Genomic DNA, 17,425 nt, shown 5'->3' on the forward strand with positions numbered 1-17,425 from the left:
CGAATCCGGAGAACAGCGGCGTCGCGAACATCAGCAGCATGATCGTGCCGTGCATCGTGAACGCCTGGTTGAACTGCTCGTTCGACATGATCTGCGTACCGGGACGGGCCAGCTCGGCGCGCATGAAGAGCGCCATGAGTCCGCCGATGCAGAAGAAGAGGAACGAGGTGACCAGGTAGAGCGTGCCGATCGTCTTGTGGTCAGTGGTGGTCAGCCACTTGACGACGACGTTTCCCGGCTGCTTGCGTCGCACCGGCAGCTCGTCCTCGTACGAGTCGTCTGCCGGAGCGGCACCCTGAGGTTCGTTGAGGATGCTCACAGTTTGTTCGTCTCCGCATTCCTGGCCGGGTCCGTCTGCTCGATGCCTGCCGGCACGTAGCCCGTCTGACCCTTCTCCGCCAGCTCCTTGAGGTGCTGCTGGTAACGCTCGGGGGAGACGACCTTGACGTTGAAGAGCATCCGGGAGTGGTCGACGCCACAGAGCTCGGCGCACTTGCCCATGAAGGTGCCCTCCCGGTTGGGAGTGACCTCGAACGCGTTGGTGTGGCCCGGGATGACGTCCTGCTTCATGAGGAACGGCACCACCCAGAAGGAGTGGATGACGTCACGCGAAGTGAGGACGAAGCGGACCTTCTCACCCTTCGGCAGCCACAGGGTCGGGCCCGGGTTGCCGTTCTGCGGGTTCCGGGTTCCCGGGATGCCCGCGTCGTAGACGCCGCCGGCGCCCTTGGGGAAGCCCTCGCGGAACCGGTCGGGGATGGCGTCGAGCTCCTTGGGGATCTCGTCGCCCGCGGCGGGCTGGCCTTCCACCTTCTCGATGTAGTTGAAGGCCCAGCTCCACTGGTAGCCGACCACGTTGATGGTGTGGGTGGGCTTCTCGGAGAGCTCCAGGAGCTTGGATTCATCGCGCGCGGTGAAGTAGAAGAGCACCGAGACGATGATGAGGGGGACCACTGTGTACAGCGCCTCGATGGGCATGTTGTACCTGGTCTGCGGAGGTACCTCCACCTTGGTCCGGCTACGCCGGTGGAAGATGACGCTCCAGAGGATCAGCCCCCAGACAAGGACACCCGTGACGAGCGCTGCCGCCCACGAGCCTTGCCAGAGGGAGAGGATCCGAGGGGCCTCTTCCGTTACCGGGGTGGGCATACCGAGGCGGGGAAAATCCTCCCAGTTGTATGAACAACCGGAGGCCGTCGCCAGGACCAGGCCCGCAGTCAGCACCTGCGGCAGCTTCCGCCGCATCGGGCGCCGCGACGAGCGGTCGGAGCCGTTGGGACTCACGTAGCGCCTTCCCGAGAGTCTCGCCCGCACGGTCGGCGCGCCCGTATCTCTGGTCGGTCGCCGGCCCTGACGCGGGCAGGGGTTTGGATGTTTATGCGGACCAAACCCTACTGGACGCTATTTGGGGTCGCGCGGGGAGGGTGCCCAACGCGCCGCCCGACACCCCGAAGGGGTGGAATCAGGGCCTCGGAGCCGCATCTGACGGCCTCTCTCCCCGCCTCCCGGGCGGCCGGGAGGCGAGGCGGGCGCGGGTGCGGGCTAGCGTGGCGGCGTGCCCTACTTCGACGCCGCCTCCGCCGCCCCCCTCCACCCCGTCGCCCGCCAGGCGCTGCTCGCCGCGCTCGACGAGGGCTGGGCCGACCCCGCCCGGCTGTACCGGGAGGGGCGGCGGGCCCGGCTGCTGCTGGACGCGGCCCGGGAGGCCGCGGCGGAGGCCGTCGGCTGCCGCCCGGACGAGCTCGTCTTCACCTCGTCGGGGACCTCGGCCGTGCACGCGGGAATCGCCGGGGCCCTTGCGGGGCGTCGGCGTGTCGGCCGCCATCTGGTCCTCTCGGCGGTCGAGCACTCCTCGGTGCTCCACGCGGCGGCTGCCCACGAGGCGGCGGGCGGGACGTCCACCGAGGCGCCGGTGGAGCGGACGGGCGCCGTGGACCCGGAGGTGTTCGCCGGGGCGCTGCGGGCGGACACCGCGCTGGCCTGCCTCCAGTCGGCCAACCACGAGGTGGGCACCGAGCAGCCGGTGGCGGACGCCGCCGCGCGCTGCGCCGCCGCCGGGGTGCCGCTGCTGGTGGACGCGGCGCAGTCGCTGGGCTGGGGGCCGGTTCCGGACGGCTGGTCGCTGCTGGCCGCGAGCGCCCACAAGTGGGGCGGACCGGCCGGGGTGGGGCTGCTCGCGGTCCGCAAGGGCGTGCGCTTCTCGCCCCAAGGCCCGACCGGGGAGCGGGAGTCGGGCCGGGCGCCGGGGTTCGAGAACCTTCCGGCGATCGTGGCCGCGGCGGCCTCGCTGCGCGCGGTACGGGCGGAGGCGGCGGGCGAGGCGGCCCGGCTGCGGGCCCTGGTTGACCGGATCCGGACGACGGTGGGCCGGGTGGTGCCGGACGTGGAGGTGGTCGGGGATCCGGAGCGCCGGCTGCCGCACCTGGTCACCTTCTCGTGTCTCTATGTCGACGGAGAGGCCCTGCTGCACGAACTTGACCGCCGGGAATTCTCCGTATCGTCCGGTTCGTCCTGCACGAGCAGCACCCTGACGCCCAGCCATGTGCTCAAAGCGATGGGCGTGCTGTCGGAGGGCAACGTCCGGGTGTCGCTGCCGGCGGGCACGCGGGAGGCCGACGTCGACCGGTTCCTCGACGTGCTGCCGGGCGTGGTCGCCGGGGTGCGGGAGCGGCTGGGCGCGCCGGTGGCGGCGGCCCCCTCCCCCGGGCCCGCCGCGTCCCTGGTGGTCGACGCGCTGGGGCGGCGGTGCCCGATCCCGGTGATCGAGCTCGCAAAGGTGATCGGGGAGGTACCGGTGGGCTCCACGGTGACGGTGCTCTCCGACGACGAGGCGGCGCGCCTGGACATTCCGGCCTGGTGCGAGATGCGGGAGCAGGAGTACGTGGGCGAGGAGCCGGCGGACCGCGGTGCGGCCTATGTGGTCCGCCGGCTCAGCTGACCGGATACCGGTTACGCGAGGTGCTGCCGGACCTCGCCCGCGGCCTCGTGGCCGTACGCCTTGGTGAAGCGGTCCATGAAGTGGGTGCGGCGCAGGGTGTACTCCTGGGTGCCGACGGTCTCGATGACGAGCGTGGCCAGCATGCAGCCCACCTGGGCCGCGCGCTCCAGGCCGACGCCCCAGGCGAGGCCGGAGAGGAAGCCGGCCCGGAAGGCGTCGCCGACGCCGGTCGGGTCCGCCTTCGTGTCCTCCTCCGGGCAGCCGACCTCGATGACCGGCTCGCCGACCCGCTCGATCCGCACGCCGCGGGCGCCGAGCGTGGTGACGCGGTGGCCGACCTTGGCCAGGATCTCCTCGTCGCTCCAGCCGGTCTTGGACTCGATGAGCCCCTTCTCGTACTCGTTGGAGAAGAGGTAGGTGGCGCCGTCCAGCAGGATGCGGATCTCGTCGCCGTCCATGCGCGCGATCTGCTGCGAGAAGTCCGCGGCGAACGGGATGTTCCGCGAGCGGCACTCCTCGGTGTGGCGGAGCATCGCCTCCGGGTCGTCGGCGCCGATCGAGACGAGGTCCAGGCCGCCGACGCGGTCCGCGACGTTCTTCAGCTCGATCAGGCGGGCCTCGCTCATCGCGCCGGTGTAGAAGGAGCCGATCTGGTTGTGGTCGGCGTCGGTGGTGCAGACGAAGCGGGCGGTGTGCAGGACCTCGGAGATGCGGACCGAGCCGGTCTCGACGCCGTGCCGGTCGAGCCAGGCGCGGTACTCGTCGAAGTCGGAGCCCGCGGCGCCGACGAGGATCGGCCGCGTGCCGAGCAGCCCCATCCCGAAGCAGATGTTGGCGGCGACACCGCCCCGCCGGACGTCGAGGTTGTCGACCAGGAAGGAGAGGGAGACCGTGTGCAGCTGATCGGCGACCAGCTGGTCGGCGAAACGGCCGGGGAAGGTCATCAGGTGATCGGTGGCGATGGAGCCGGTGACTGCGATTCGCACGGGGAGGCTGCTCCTGCGGAAGGCGAAGGGCCGTGACTGCGCCCTCCGGGTCGGCGTGACAGTTCACGCTACCGGGTGAGCCCGCCGGGCCGGAAAAGGGAAAACTACCCGATAGTAGGTCTTTCTACCTGAGCGTGACCGTGGTTACGGTGCGGGCATGTCGAAGCAGACCGCACCGCGAGAGCCCGAAGAGAGCCTGGCCGCACTGCGCGGCGACTGCGCGCGGATGGCGCCGCACTGGGCCGTACCTGCGAAGACCGCGCCCGCTCCGGTGAAACCGTCGCGGATCCACGGCGTCACGGTCCCGCCCGCGTCGGCCCGACTGGTGGACGGAATGTCCGCATTCGGCGACTGAGACGGTCGGCCGCGGGCCACCGGCGCGTTCCGGCCCTTTTCCCGGCGGATCCGGCGTGAACCGGTCGGCGGCCCCGGCAGCGAGGACGGACCACGCCGGCAGGGACGGGGCACGGGAGCGGGCGGGAGGGGAACCGTCCGCTCCCGTGCCCCGTCCCATCGCTGTCCCCGCCCGGGGACACGCGTGGTCCACGCGACGGCGACACAGTCGAAGGAGCGATCCGGTGAGCACCGAGCGACCCGACAACGACGTGACAGGCCCCCGGCGGCGGCGCCCGCCGCTCGCGGTGGCCTCGGTGGCCGCGGCCGTCCTGCTGGCCGGGGGCGGCGGGGTGTACTGGGCCGCCACCGCCTCGGACGGCTCAGGGGCGGACAGCGGAACGGCGGACAGCCGGGCGGCGGCGCGGAAGTCCGTCCCGCCGCTGGCGCTGGACGCCTCCGGAGGCGGCAGTTCCGCCCCGCCGGGCATCGCGCCGGGCGAGCCGGATCCGAACGGCCCGCCCGCGGTCTACCGGGCGGCGGGCGAGCTGCCCGACGGCCCCGGCGAGGCGGCGGTGTACCGGGCCGCCGGGACGGTCGCGCCGGCGGACGTCGCCCGGCTGGCGAAGGCGCTCGGCATCCCGGGCTCGCCGCGGACGGTGGGCGCGTCCTGGCAGGTGGGCGACGAGGACGGCCCGGGAGCGCTGCTGAAGGTGGGCAAGCAGGCGCCGGGCAGCTGGACGTTCACCCGGTCCGTCCCGGCCAGGCCCTGCGACCCAGGCATGATGTGCGCGAACGAGGGGCCGGGGGCGGGCGGCGATCCGGTGAGCCCCGCGGAGGCGAAGGCCGCGGCGGCGCCCGTGCTGAAGGCCGTCGGCCAGGGTGACGCGACCCTGAACACGAACCAGTTGATGGAGGGCGTCCGCGTGGTGAACGCCGACCCGAAGGTGGGCGGGCTGCCCACCTACGGCTGGTCGACGGGGATCCAGGTGGGCCCGGACGGCGAGGTGACCGGCGGCAGCGGACAGCTGAAGGCGCTGGAGAAGGGCGACGTCTACCCGGCGGTCGGGGCCGAGCAGGCGCTGAAGCGGCTGAACGCGGCGAGCCGGGGCGGCGGCGGTGACGTCGCCGGCTGCGCCACCCCCGTACCGCTGGAAGGCGAGCCGAAGCCGTCGCAGCCGCAGTGCGTGCCGTCGAACGGCAACCGGGCCCCGGAGAAGCGGACGGTGCACGAGGCGGTGTTCGGGCTGGCGCTCCAGCAGGTCGGCGGCCGGCAGGCCCTGGTGCCTTCCTGGCTGTTCACGGTCCGCGCGGCCCCGGGCGGACCGGAGAGCGTCGTCACGCAGGTCGCGGTCCCCGAGGAGTTCCTGGCGGAGCCCCCGTCGGCGGAGCCGGGTGGCGAGCGGAAGGTGACCTCGTACGACGCCGGGGGGCGGACCCTGGAGGTGACCTTCTGGGGCGGTGTGTGCAGTACGTACACGGCGAGCGCCCGGGAGAGCGCTGGTCAGGTGCGGATCGTCGTCACGGAGAAGCCGCGCGGGGGTGAGAAGAAGCCCTGCGTCATGATCGCCAAGGAGCTGAAGCGCACGGTGGCGCTGGACGCTCCGCTGGGCGATCGGACGGTGATCGACGCGGCCTCCGGCGCCAAGGTGCCGCGGAGCTGACGCGCCGGGCTACGGCACGCGAGGCGCGACACGGCGGCGGCCCCGGGAATCCCTCCCGGGGCCGCCGCCGTCGCGCTCGTCCGCCCGGCTCGCGCGGGGCGAGCAGCGGGCGGGGCGGCTAGCTGAACGAGTCGCCGCAGGCGCAGGAGCCGGTGGCGTTCGGGTTGTCGATCGTGAAGCCCTGCTTCTCGATGGTGTCGACGAAGTCGATGGAGGCGCCGCCCAGGTACGGGGCGCTCATCCGGTCGGTGACGACCTTGACGCCGTCGAAGTCCTTGACGACGTCGCCGTCAAGGGAGCGCTCGTCGAAGAAGAGCTGGTAGCGCAGGCCGGAGCAGCCGCCGGGCTGGACGGCGACGCGCAGTGCCAGGTCCTCGCGGCCTTCCTGCTCCAGCAGGCCCTTGACCTTGGCTGCGGCGGCGTCGGACAGGAGGATGCCGTCGCTCACGGTGGTGGTCTCGTCCGATACGGACATCTGCTTCTCTCCCGGGTTGTACGGACTGCTTGCCGACGGGTGCAACCGCCAGAACCGCGGATTCATTCCGGGCCAAGCGCTTGTCTGTTCCTTTTCATGCTCGCACACCGCACCGCCCGGGGGATGCGTCACATCGACGCTATCGCCATCGTCAACGTGACACGAAGCGGTTATGATAGATAGCGTCAAATAGACGAAAAGGCGTTCGCAGAGAAGAAAGGGTGCGTGACGTGACCACGGCCCAGCCCCTGGATGTACAGCCGACACCGCTCGCGCTGCTGCTGCTCGGCCGTGAGGCCGACCCGAGGAGCGAGCGCGGCGTCGAATGCCCCGGCGACCTCCCCTCCCCCTCCGACCCCGACCTCGTCGAGCGCGCCCGCGCCGCGAAGGAGAAGCTGGGGGACAAGGTCTTCGTCCTCGGCCACCACTACCAGCGTGACGAGGTCATCCAGTTCGCGGACGTCACCGGCGACTCCTTCAAGCTCGCGCGGGACGCGGCGGCCCGCCCGGAGGCCGAGTACATCGTCTTCTGCGGTGTGCACTTCATGGCCGAGTCCGCCGACATCCTGACCACGGACGACCAGAAGGTCGTGCTGCCGGACCTGGCCGCCGGCTGCTCGATGGCCGACATGGCCACCGCCGAGCAGGTCGCCGAGTGCTGGGACGTGCTGACGGAGGCGGGCGTCGCCGACCAGGTGGTCCCCGTCTCCTACATGAACTCCTCCGCCGACATCAAGGCCTTCACCGGGCGGCACGGCGGCACCATCTGCACCTCGTCCAACGCGAAGCGGGCCCTGGAGTGGGCCTTCGAGCAGGGCGAGAAGATCCTCTTCCTGCCCGACCAGCACCTCGGCCGGAACACGGCGGTGCGGGACATGGGCATGGAGCTGGAGGACTGCGTCCTCTACAACCCGCACAAGCCGAACGGCGGGCTCACCGCCGAGCAGCTGCGGAACGCGAAGATGATCCTGTGGCGCGGGCACTGCTCGGTCCACGGCCGCTTCTCGGTCGAGTCGGTCGAGGACGTACGCGCCCGGATGCCCGGGGTCAACGTGCTGGTGCACCCGGAGTGCAAGCACGAGGTCGTGGCCGCGGCGGACTACGTGGGCTCGACGGAGTACATCATCAAGGCCCTGGAGGCGGCCCCGGCCGGCTCGAAGTGGGCCATCGGCACGGAGCTGAACCTGGTCCGCCGGCTGGCGAACCGTTTCGCCGACGAGGACAAGGAGATCGTCTTCCTCGACAAGACGGTCTGCTTCTGCTCGACGATGAACCGGATCGACCTGCCGCACCTGGTCTGGACCCTGGAGTCGCTGGCCGAGGGCAAGCTGGTCAACCGGATCGAGGTCGACCCGGAGACGGAGAAGTACGCGAAGCTCGCCCTGGAGCGGATGCTGGCGCTGCCGTAGCCCGCCGGCTTCGGCCGGGTGGCCGTGAGGCCCGAGGAGACCTGAAAGGGGGTCTGTCCCACGCACGGTGCGTGGGACAGACCCCCTTTCTTCTGCGGCGTCCTCTTCTCCTACGGCGTCGGCTTAGACGGTCGAGGAAGCCGGCTCCCGCGCCTCGTCCGGCTCGGACCGCTCCGGCGTGCCCGCCTTCGCGGCGCGCTTGTCCGCCTTCTTCTTCGCGCGGCGCTCCTTGCGCAGCTCGACCATCGCGTACAGCGTCGGCACGAGGAGCAGGGTGAGCAGCGTGGAGCTGATCAGGCCGCCGATCACCACGACGCCGAGCGGCTGCGAGATGAAGCCGCCCTCGCCGGTGACGCCGAGCGCCATCGGGAGCAGGGCGAAGATGGTGGCCAGCGCCGTCATCAGGATCGGGCGGAGCCGGTGGCGACCGCCCTCGATGACGGCTTCCACGATGCCCAGGCCCTGGTCGCGGTACTGGTTGATCAGGTCGATCAGCACGATCGCGTTGGTGACCACGATGCCGATGAGCATCAGCATGCCGATCATCGCCGGGACGCCCATCGGGGTGCCGGTGAGGATCAGGAGGCCGAGGGCTCCGGTCGCCGCGAACGGCACCGAGACCAGCAGGATCAGCGGCTGGACGAGCGACCGGAAGGTCGCCACCAGCAGCATGAAGACGATCGCGATGGCCGCCAGCATGGCGAGGCCGAGCTTGGCGAAGGCGTCGTTCTGGTCCTCGGTGACGCCGCCGATGGTGGCGGTGGCGCCGTCGGGGAGGTCCAGCGCGTCGATCTTCGAGGCGAGCGCGGTGCCGACCGCGCCGGTGTTGTCGCCGACGGGCTTGGCGGTGATCGTGGCCGCCCGCTGACCGTCGATCCGGGTCATCGAGACCGGGCCGGGGACCAGCTTGACGTCCGCGATCCGGCCGAGCTTCGCGGGGCCGACCGGCAGCGCCTTCAGCTCGGCCATCGTGGTGGCGGGACGGGACGAGGCGACGACGATGTCGCGCTCGGTGTCGCCGAGTACGGCCGTGCCCGCCGGGACGCCGCGGACGGCTCCGGCCACGATGCCGCCGAGGGCGGCCGAGTCGAGACCGGCGGCGGCCGACTTCTCGTTGGCGGTGACGGAGATCCGCGGGACGCTCTGCGACAGGTCGCTCTCGACGTCGGTGACGTCCTCGACGGTGGCGACCTCGGCCTTCACCGCGTCCGCCGCCTTCTTCAGCGTGTCCGCGTCGGCGGCCTTGACCACGACGCTCAGGTCCTGGCTGCCGAAGCCGTCTCCGGCGGCGATGGTGGTGTCCCCGATGCCGTCGAGCTTGCCGAGGGCCGCGTCGATGCGCTTCTGGGCCGCCTCGAACTCGCCCGCGTCCTTCAGGGTGACCTGGTAGGAGGCCTGGTTGGAGCCCGAGCCGCCGCCGAAGGCCGCCATGAAGCCGGACGAACCGACGGTGACCTGGTAGTCCTTGACGCCCCGGTCCTCGGCGAGGACCTTCTCGACCTTGCGGGCCGCCTCGTCCGCGGCCTCCAGGCTGGTGCCCGGGGCCAGCTCCTGCTTGACGGAGAGCACCTCCTGCTCGCCCGCGTCGAAGAAGTTCGTCTTGAGCAGCGGCACCATGCCGAAGGTGCCGAGCAGCACCGCGACGGCGATGACCAGGCTGGTGACACGGCGGCGGGTCGCGAAGCGCAGGACCGGGATGTAGAGGCGCTGGAGCTTGCTGGCGGCCTCCTTCTCCTCGGCCTGCCGGCGGGCCTCGTCCGCGTCCTCCGACGTGCCCTTGGGGGCCCTCAGGAACCAGAACGACAGGACCGGTACGACGGTGAGCGAGACCAGCAGCGAGGCCAGCAGGGCGGCCGTGACGGTGAGCGAGAACGAACCGAAGAGCTGGCCGACCATCCCGCCGACCAGGCCGATGGGCAGGAACACCGCGACCGTGGTGAGCGTGGACGCAGTGACCGCTCCGGCGACCTCCTTCACCGCGGTGACGATCGCCGCGTGCCGCTCCTCGCCGTAGCCGAGGTGGCGCTTGATGTTCTCCAGGACCACGATCGAGTCGTCGACGACCCGGCCGATGGCGATGGTCAGCGCGCCGAGCGTGAGCATGTTGAGCGACAGGTCGCGGGTCCAGAGCACGATCAGCGCGAGGACGACCGAGAGCGGGATGGAGACCGCGGTGACCAGTGTCGAGCGGATCGAGGCGAGGAAGACCAGGATCACCAGGACGGCGAAGACGAGACCGAGCGCGCCCTCGGTGGTCAGACCGGAGACCGCCTTGGAGACGGCGGGGCCCTGGTCCGAGACGACGGTCAGCTCGGCGCCGCCGCCGAGGTCCTTGCGCAGGTCGGGAAGCTTGTCCTGGACGGCCTCCGAGATGGCGACGGCGCTGCCGTCCTTGTCCATCGTCGCCGCCACGGCGAGGCTCGGCCTGCCGTTCGTCCGGGTGATGGAGTCGGCGACGGCCGGCCGCTCCTTCACCTCGGCCACGTCGCCGAGGCGGACCGGGTCGCCGCTCGGGCCGCCCGCCGGGGCCTTGGGGGCGATCCGGAGGTCCTCGATCTGCTGGAGCGAGGTGAAGCCGCCGCCGACCTGGATCGCGCGGTTCTCGCCGGACTCGGAGAAGGCGCCGGCCGGCACGGTGGCCCCGCCGGACTGGAGGGCCTGCGCCAGGGCCGCCGCGTCGAGGCCGGCCGCGGCGAGCTTGCGGTCGTCGGGCACGACGGAGACCTGGAGGTCCCGCACGCCGTCGATCGTGACCTGGCCGACGCCCTCGATGTCCTGGAGGGCGGGCACGACCGTGCGGTCGAGCTGGTCGGCCAGCGCCTGCTGGTCCTTGTCGGAGGTGACGGCGAGGACCACGGCCGGCATGTCGTCGGTGGAACCGGCGACGACCTGCGGGTCGACGGTGTCCGGGAGCTGGGCGCGGGCCCGGTTGACGGCCTGCTGGATGTCGGCGACGAGCTGCTTGGTGCCCTCGTCGCCGAAGTCGAAGGTCGCCATGACGACCGCGCTGCCCTCGCCGGCGGTCGAGGTGATGCCCTCGACGCCGTCGACGGCCTTGATGGAGTTCTCCAGCGGTTCGACGACCTGCTTCTCCACCACTTCGGGAGACGCACCCTGGTAGGGGGCCAGTACCGAGACCATCGGAAGTTCGATGGTGGGCAACAGCTGCTGCTTGAGCTGCGGGATCGCTATCGCGCCGAAGACGAGCGCGACGATCGAGATCAGCCCGATCAGCGCCCTTTGCGCGAGGCTGAATCTGGACAGCCAGGACATGGGTGGGTCTCTCTTCTGTGGCGTACGAGCTTCTGTGGCGTACGAGGCGGACGGGCGGGGAAGAAACGGGGTTACATCCCGCCCGTTCATACGATCTACGACCCCGGCCGCCGAAACGTCGGCCCCCGGGCTGCTTTCTTACGCCGTGCATACCGCAGCTGGAGTACGCCGTTTCTCCTCCCGTCACTCCGCCCGAGGACGCACCAGGCCCGATTCGTAGGCGATTACGACCAATTGGGCACGATCCCGGGCGCCGACCTTCGCCATCGCCCGGTTCACATGGGTCTTCACGGTGAGCGGGCTGACCGCGAGCCGTGCGGCGATCTCGTCGTTGGAGTGGCCGCCCGCGACCAGCACGAGCACCTCGCGCTCGCGGACGGTGAGCGCCGCCAGCCGCCGCGCGTACTCCCCGCCGCTCGGCCCCTCCTCCGAGCGGTCGCCCTGCGCCAGGAAGGTGGCGATCAGCCCCTTGGTGGCCGCCGGGGAGAGCAGCGCCTCGCCGGCGGCGGCGATCCGGATGGCGCTGAGCAGTTCGTCGGGCTCGGCGCCCTTGCCGAGGAATCCGGAGGCCCCGGCGCGCAGCGACTGGACCACGTACTCGTCGACCTCGAAGGTGGTGAGCATGACCACCCGCACCCCGGCCAGCGTCGGGTCGGCGCTGATCACGCGGGTGGCGGCGAGCCCGTCCATACCGGGCATCCGGATGTCCATGAGCACCACGTGGGGGCCGGTCGCGCGGGCCAGCTCCACCGCCTGCACCCCGTCGGCCGCCTCGCCGACGACCTCCATGTCGGGCTCGGAGTCCACCAGCACCCGGAAGGCGCTGCGCAGCAGCGCCTGGTCGTCCGCGAGCAGCACCCTGATGGGCTCCGGCGGTGTCGGTCGCGTCATCGGCACGTCCCCGTCCTGCCCGCCGCCTCCGGCAGCTCCGGTTCACCCGCGCGGGCCTCGACGGGCAGGATCGCATGGACCCGGAACCCGCCTCCGTAGCGAGGTCCGGCGGTGAGGGCGCCGCCGAGCGCGGTGACGCGTTCGCGCATCCCGACGAGCCCGTGGCCACCGTCGAGACCGGCCTCCGGTCCGCCCGCCGTCGTACCGCCGCGCCCGTCGTCCAGCACGGTGACCTCGGCCGTGGCCCCGACCCGTACGACGCTGACCTCGGCCCGCGCGCCGGACCCCGCGTGCTTGCGGACGTTGGTCAGGGCCTCCTGGATCAGCCGGTACGCGGCGAGGTCGACGGTGGCCGGCAGCCAGGGCCCGTGGTCGACGGTGGCCACCCGCACGGGGAGCCCGGCGTTGCGGAAGGTGTCGACCAGTTCGCCGAGGACCGCGAGTCCGGGGGCCGGTTCGGTGGGCGCCTCGGGGTCTCCGGACTGGCGCAGCAGGCCGACGGTGACCCGCAGTTCGTTGAGCGCGGAGCGGCTGGCGTCACGGACGTGGGCGAGCGCCTCCTTGGCCTGGTCGGGGCGCTTGTCCATGACGTGGGCGGCGACCCCGGCCTGGACGTTGACCAGAGCGATGTGGTGGGCGACGACGTCGTGGAGGTCGCGGGCGATGCGCAGCCGTTCCTCGGCGACGCGGCGTCGGGCCTCCTCCTCGCGGGTGCGCTCGGCCCGTTCGGCGCGCTCGCGGATGGCGTCGACGAACGCCCGCCTGCTGCGCACGGCGTCCCCGGCCGCCGCCGCCATCCCGGTCCAGGCGAAGACGCCGACGTTCTCCTGGCTGTACCAGGGCGTCGAGCCGAAGACCATGGAGGCGACGGTCAGGGCCGCCATGGTCAGCAGCCCGACGCGCCAGGTGGTGGGCCGGTCGGTGTGCGAGGCGACGGTGTACAGGGCGATCACGGCGGCGACGACGATGGGGGCGGGCGGGTCCGTCAGGAGGAACTCGGTGACCGAGAGCGCGCAGGTGGCGGCGAGCACCGCCATCGGACGCCGTCGCCGCAGGACGAGGGCGGCGGCGGCGAGCACCGTCAGCAGGACGCTGAGCACCTCGGGGGTGCGGGTGCCGAACGACGGCCCGTGGCGGGAGCCCGGGTCGGCGAAGGAACCGCAGATCATCGAGACGAGCACGCACAGGGCGAGGGCCGCGTCGAAAGCGAGCGGGTGGTCCCGAAGGCAGCGGCGGGCGCGCGCGAAACCGGACGAGAGGGTGGTCACGTCATGCAACGGTACGGCGTGTCCCGCGCGGGCCGGTCCGCCTGGCCCGTGGGGCGACCGGACACGGCCGCCGTCCGTCGCCCGAGGGCGGGACGCCCCGCGTCCGGTGGACCGGGCGCGGGGCGTCGGGCGTGCGGGAGCCGCGGGGAGCGGGCGCGGCGCCTCAGCCGGGGATGAGCCCGTCGTCGCGGAGCATGGCGCGCACGTCCTCCAGGGTGGCGTCGGGCGCCGGCAGGATCAGCTCGGACGGCTCCAGGGAGTCGTCGGCGAGCGGAGTGCCGAGCTCGCGCACCTTGTCCAAGAGCGCGTGGAGCGTGGAGCGGAAGCCGGGGCCGTCGCCGCTCTCCACCTCCCTGAGCAGGACGTCGTCCAGCTCGTTGAGCTCGACGATGTGACTGTCGGCCAGTCTGACCTGGCCCTCCCCCATGATCCGTACGATCATGACGCTGCCCTTACTGCTTGTCGAACCTGTTCGGAGACTGCTGCGACTGCGGCTGCTCCGTGCCGTCCTGAGCGCCGCCCTCGATGGCCTGCTGCGAGGACGAGGAGCCGCCGGCCAGCTCGGCCTTCATGCGCTGGAGCTCCAGCTCCACATCCGTACCACCGGAGATCCGGTCCAGCTCGGCGGCGATGTCGTCCTTCGCCGTGCCGCTGGAGTCGTCCAGCGCGCCCGAGGCGAGCAGTTCGTCGATGGCTCCGGCCCGCGCCTGGAGCTGCTGCGTCTTGTCCTCGGCCCGCTGGATGGCCAGGCCGACGTCGCCCATCTCCTCGGAGATGCCGGAGAACGCCTCGCCGATCCGGGTCTGCGCCTGGGCCGCGGTGTAGGTGGCCTTGATCGTCTCCTTCTTCGTGCGGAAGGCGTCGACCTTGGCCTGGAGCCGCTGGGCCGCGAGAGTGAGTTTCTCCTCCTCGCCCTGCAGCGTGGTGTGCTGCGTCTCCAGGTCCGTGACCTGCTGCTGGAGGGCGGCGCGGCGGGACAGCGCCTCGCGGGCCAGGTCCTCGCGGCCCAGCGCCAGCGCCTTGCGGCCCTGGTCCTCCAGCTTGGCCGACTGACCCTGCAACTGGTTCAGCTGGAGCTCCAGCCGCTTGCGGGACGTCGCCACGTCGGCGACGCCGCGGCGCACCTTCTGCAGCAGCTCCAGCTGCTTCTGGTACGAGTAGTCGAGGGTCTCGCGCGGATCCTCGGCCCGGTCAAGGGCCTTGTTCGCCTTCGCGCGGAAGATCATCCCCATACGCTTCATGACACCGCTCATGGGCTTCGCGCGCCCCCTTCTGACGGACTGAGCTCGGGCACTCCCGATAGACCCACAGTACGGGCCCTTTCTCTATTACCGCACTGTTCCAGCGCCGATGTGCTCCTCCCCAAGGACGACTGCGGCCGGTGACCGCTCCCGCCCAGGGTGTAGGCGGCACCCCGGGGCCGGGCGGCAAACGTCCGCTTCCGCCCCTGTCGGCGCACTTCTTCGGACGCGGTCCGTTGCCGGATCGTTCCCGCCCGGGTCCCGGCGTCCGGGACCCGACCCCGTACCCTTGGGTTTTGTGTTCCGTAGCCGCGCCAAGGAAGAGAAGGCCCCCACCGACAAGGTGACGGCGGACCTCTCCAAGCAGACCCGCAATCCGCAGGCCCCCAAGGGCCGACCCACACCCAAGCGCAGCGTGGCCCAGACGCAGCGGCGGCGTGCCTCCAGCACCCCGACCGACCGCAAGTCGGCCATGAAGCGCCAGCGCGAGGCGCGCCGGGCCGACCTGGCCAGGCAGCGCGAGGCGCTGGCCTCGGGCGACGAGCGCTACCTCCCGGTCCGCGACAAGGGGCCGGTCCGGCGCTTCGTCCGCGACTTCGTGGACTCGCGCTTCTGCATCGCCGAGTACTTCCTGCCGCTCGCCGTGGTCATCCTGATCCTCAGCGTGATCCAGGTGCAGAACATCCAGAGCATCTCCCTGCTGCTCTGGCTCGCCGTGATCATCCTGATCGTGATCGACTCGATCGGCCTCTCGATCCGGCTGAAGAAGCAGCTGCGGGAACGCTTCCCCGACACGCCCAAGCGCGGGGCGGTCGCCTACGGGCTGATGCGCACGCTCCAGATGCGCCGACTGCGGCTGCCGAAGCCGCAGGTCAAGCGCGGAGAGCGGCCCTGAGCACGACGGAGCCCGGTGGCTTCGCGGGGGTCTCCTCGGCGTGGCTGGAGGGCCTCGGCGGCATACGCAACACCGTCCGCCAGGAGTTGGTGGCCCGGCAGTTGGACGAGCAGATAGCCGCGCGGTTCCCCGTCGGGCGGCGGCTGCGCGTCCTGGACGTCGGCATGGGCCAGGGCACCCAGGCGCTGCGGCTGGCGCGGGCCGGCCACTCGGTGACCGGTCTGGAGTCGGACGCCGGGATGCTGAGCACCGCCCGCGCCTCGCTGGCGACCGAGCCGGAGGGCATCCGCGAGCGGTTCCGGCTGATCGAGGGCGACGGCCGGGACACGGGCGTGCACTTCCTGCCGGGCAGCTTCGACGTGGTGCTGTGCCACGGCGTGCTGATGTACGTCCAGGAGCCCGACCCGATGCTGGCCGGGCTGGCCCGGATGCTGGCGCCGGGCGGCCTGCTGTCGCTGCTCGTGCGGAACGCGGACGCGCTCGCGATGCGCCCCGGGCTCGTCGGCGACTTCGGCGGGGCCCTGGCGGCCTTCGACACGGACGCCTACACCAACCGCCTCGGCCTGACGGTGCGCGCCGACCGGCTCGACGCGCTGCGGGACACCCTGGCCGGGATCGCCGCCCCGCTGCACGCCTGGTACGGCGTACGGGTCTTCACCGACAACGTGGGCAACGACGTGGAGCTGCCGGCCGAGGAGCTGGAGCGGGCGGTGGCCCTGGAGGACCGGGCCGGCCGCACCGATCCGTACCGGGGGGTCGCGGCGCTGCTGCACCTGTGCGGAGTGCGCGACTAGAGCGCGAGCGCGGCCGGGGAGCGTCGCCACGCTGAGCGGGAGGTCCGCGCGGGTGGCCCCGGGCCCCGTTCGGCCCATCAGCGCAGGCCACCCGAAAGAGTGCGGCCCAGACTCCGGTCTATGGACGCTTCCTCCTTCGCCGGCCGTACGCGCAGGCTGCTGCTGCCCCTGTCCGCAGGCGTATGTGCGATCGCCCTGGTGGGCGGCTGCTCCGACGCCGCGCCCCGCGCCGCCGGGCCGGGGGCCAGTGCCCCGGGCACGGCGCGGGGCTCCGTCGCCCGCGCCCAGGAGGATCTCCAGGCCGCCTACCAGAAGGTCATCAACGACGTGCTGCCCTCGGTGGTGCAGATCGAAGCGTCGGAGGGCCTGGGTTCCGGGATCGTCTACGACGACAAGGGCCACATCGTCACCAACGCCCATGTCGTGGGCAAGGGCAAGAAGTTCAAGGTCACCGTCGCCACGGGCGAGAAGGTGGTCGGCGCGTCGCTCGTCTCCTCCTACCCGCAGCAGGACCTGGCCGTCATCAAGCTCGACGACGTCCCGGAGGGGCTGAAGCCCGCGACGTTCGGCAACTCGCAGAAGGTCGAGGTCGGCCAGATCGTGCTGGCGATGGGCTCACCGCTCGGCCTGTCCAGCAGCGTCACCCAGGGCATCGTCTCCGGGCTCGGCCGGACCGTCAGCGAGAGCCAGAGCGACGGCGGGACGGGGGCGACGATCGCCAACATGGTGCAGACGTCCGCCGCGATCAACCCGGGCAACAGCGGCGGCGCGCTGGTCAACCTGAACAGCGAGGTGATCGGCATCCCGACCCTGGCCGCGACGGACCCGCAGCTCGGTGACAGCGCCGCGCCGGGCATCGGCTTCGCCATCCCGGTGTCGATGGTCAAGACGGTCGCCAGTCAGATCGTCAAGTACGGCAAGGTCACCGACTCGGGGCGGGCGGCGCTGAACGTCACCGGCCGCACGGTCGTCGACGAGAGCTACCAGCCGGCCGGGGTGGCCCTGGTCAGCGTGGCGAAGGGCGGCGCGGCGGCGAAGGCGGGACTGCGGACCGGCGACATCATCACCAAGATCGGCGGCAGCCCCGTCACCACCATCACCTCGCTGTCCGAGGCGCTGGCGAACGACAAGCCGGGCCAGAAGGTGACGGTGACGTACGTGCGCGACCAGAAGACCAGGACGGCCAAGGTCACGCTCGGCGAGATCTGACGCCCGGTGAGCGAGCGCGGGGCGGGCGGTACGGGAGGCTCCCGTACCG

16 protein-coding genes are annotated in these 17,425 nt (G+C 71.8%); 7 read left to right on the top strand and 9 right to left on the bottom strand.

The window, feature by feature from the left end; translation table 11 throughout:
• Both EES43_RS06745 and coxB read right to left on the bottom strand, forming a co-directional pair.
• The coding region (locus EES43_RS06745; protein WP_206429999.1) for a cbb3-type cytochrome c oxidase subunit I at window positions 1-319 on the bottom strand (319 nt) is incomplete at its 3' end.
• Window positions 316-1,284, bottom strand: a complete 969-nt coding sequence (gene coxB / locus EES43_RS06750) for an aa3-type cytochrome oxidase subunit II (RefSeq protein ID WP_124267867.1) — start codon at window positions 1,282-1,284, stop codon at window positions 316-318. The genes EES43_RS06745 and coxB, both read right to left, overlap by 4 nt.
• Before the next feature lie 271 nt (window positions 1,285-1,555).
• Between coxB and EES43_RS06755 the strand changes: the two genes are divergently transcribed.
• Entirely contained in the window at window positions 1,556-2,938 is a 1,383-nt protein-coding gene (locus EES43_RS06755; RefSeq protein ID WP_124267868.1) for a cysteine desulfurase/sulfurtransferase TusA family protein, read from the top strand.
• An 11-nt stretch (window positions 2,939-2,949) separates the two neighbouring features.
• Here the strand turns inward: EES43_RS06755 and EES43_RS06760 are convergent, their stop codons facing one another.
• Window positions 2,950-3,924: a carbohydrate kinase family protein gene (locus tag EES43_RS06760; RefSeq protein WP_124267869.1), complete on the bottom strand. Its 975-nt coding sequence runs from the start codon at window positions 3,922-3,924 to the stop codon at window positions 2,950-2,952.
• Window positions 3,925-4,081: 157 nt separating this feature from the next.
• On the opposite strand from EES43_RS06760, the gene EES43_RS06765 reads away from it, so the two are divergent.
• Together EES43_RS06765 and EES43_RS06770 are read left to right on the top strand one after the other, a co-directional pair.
• Window positions 4,082-4,279, top strand: a complete 198-nt coding sequence (locus EES43_RS06765) for a hypothetical protein (protein WP_124267870.1) — start codon at window positions 4,082-4,084, stop codon at window positions 4,277-4,279.
• A 223-nt stretch (window positions 4,280-4,502) separates the two neighbouring features.
• A complete protein-coding gene (locus EES43_RS06770; RefSeq protein WP_124267871.1) occupies window positions 4,503-5,921 on the top strand; it encodes a hypothetical protein in 1,419 nt (472 codons plus the stop codon).
• 118 nt (window positions 5,922-6,039) lie between these two features.
• Here the strand turns inward: EES43_RS06770 and EES43_RS06775 are convergent, their stop codons facing one another.
• Window positions 6,040-6,396, bottom strand: coding sequence for a HesB/IscA family protein (locus EES43_RS06775; RefSeq protein ID WP_003969624.1), 357 nt, complete (start codon window positions 6,394-6,396; stop codon window positions 6,040-6,042).
• A gap of 221 nt (window positions 6,397-6,617) precedes the next feature.
• Here EES43_RS06775 and nadA point away from each other — a divergent pair, with 221 nt between their 5' ends.
• Window positions 6,618-7,805, top strand: coding sequence for a quinolinate synthase NadA (nadA, locus tag EES43_RS06780; protein WP_206430000.1), 1,188 nt, complete (start codon window positions 6,618-6,620; stop codon window positions 7,803-7,805).
• A 123-nt stretch (window positions 7,806-7,928) separates the two neighbouring features.
• On the opposite strand, the gene EES43_RS06785 is transcribed toward nadA, so the two are convergent.
• From EES43_RS06785 to EES43_RS06805, 5 genes are all read right to left on the bottom strand, one after another.
• Complete coding sequence (locus tag EES43_RS06785; protein ID WP_124267873.1) at window positions 7,929-11,078, bottom strand: efflux RND transporter permease subunit; 3,150 nt, start codon at window positions 11,076-11,078, stop codon at window positions 7,929-7,931.
• Between the two features lie 183 nt (window positions 11,079-11,261).
• On the bottom strand, window positions 11,262-11,969 hold the full coding sequence (locus EES43_RS06790; RefSeq protein ID WP_124267874.1) for a response regulator: 708 nt from the start codon (window positions 11,967-11,969) through the stop codon (window positions 11,262-11,264).
• Window positions 11,966-13,237, bottom strand: coding sequence for a sensor histidine kinase (locus tag EES43_RS06795; RefSeq protein ID WP_124267875.1), 1,272 nt, complete (start codon window positions 13,235-13,237; stop codon window positions 11,966-11,968). Before EES43_RS06795 ends, EES43_RS06790 begins: the two co-directional genes overlap by 4 nt.
• 163 nt (window positions 13,238-13,400) lie before the next feature.
• Window positions 13,401-13,679 carry a PspA-associated protein PspAA gene (locus EES43_RS06800; protein ID WP_124267876.1) on the bottom strand — a complete coding sequence of 93 codons (279 nt, stop codon included), beginning with the start codon at window positions 13,677-13,679 and terminating at the stop codon, window positions 13,401-13,403.
• A 10-nt stretch (window positions 13,680-13,689) separates the two neighbouring features.
• Entirely contained in the window at window positions 13,690-14,478 is a 789-nt protein-coding gene (locus EES43_RS06805; RefSeq protein ID WP_124267877.1) for a PspA/IM30 family protein, read from the bottom strand.
• Between the two features lie 298 nt (window positions 14,479-14,776).
• Between EES43_RS06805 and EES43_RS06810 the strand changes: the two genes are divergently transcribed.
• From EES43_RS06810 to EES43_RS06820, 3 genes are all read left to right on the top strand, one after another.
• Window positions 14,777-15,373: a DUF3043 domain-containing protein gene (locus EES43_RS06810; protein WP_124267878.1), complete on the top strand. Its 597-nt coding sequence runs from the start codon at window positions 14,777-14,779 to the stop codon at window positions 15,371-15,373.
• An 89-nt stretch (window positions 15,374-15,462) separates the two neighbouring features.
• Entirely contained in the window at window positions 15,463-16,167 is a 705-nt protein-coding gene (locus EES43_RS06815) for a methyltransferase domain-containing protein (protein ID WP_124267879.1), read from the top strand.
• 120 nt (window positions 16,168-16,287) lie between these two features.
• Complete coding sequence (locus EES43_RS06820; RefSeq protein WP_124267880.1) at window positions 16,288-17,376, top strand: S1C family serine protease; 1,089 nt, start codon at window positions 16,288-16,290, stop codon at window positions 17,374-17,376.
• Window positions 17,377-17,425: the final 49 nt, after the last annotated feature.

The organism is Streptomyces sp. ADI96-02, assembly GCF_003846185.1.
In the GTDB taxonomy this organism is placed as follows: domain Bacteria; phylum Actinomycetota; class Actinomycetes; order Streptomycetales; family Streptomycetaceae; genus Streptomyces.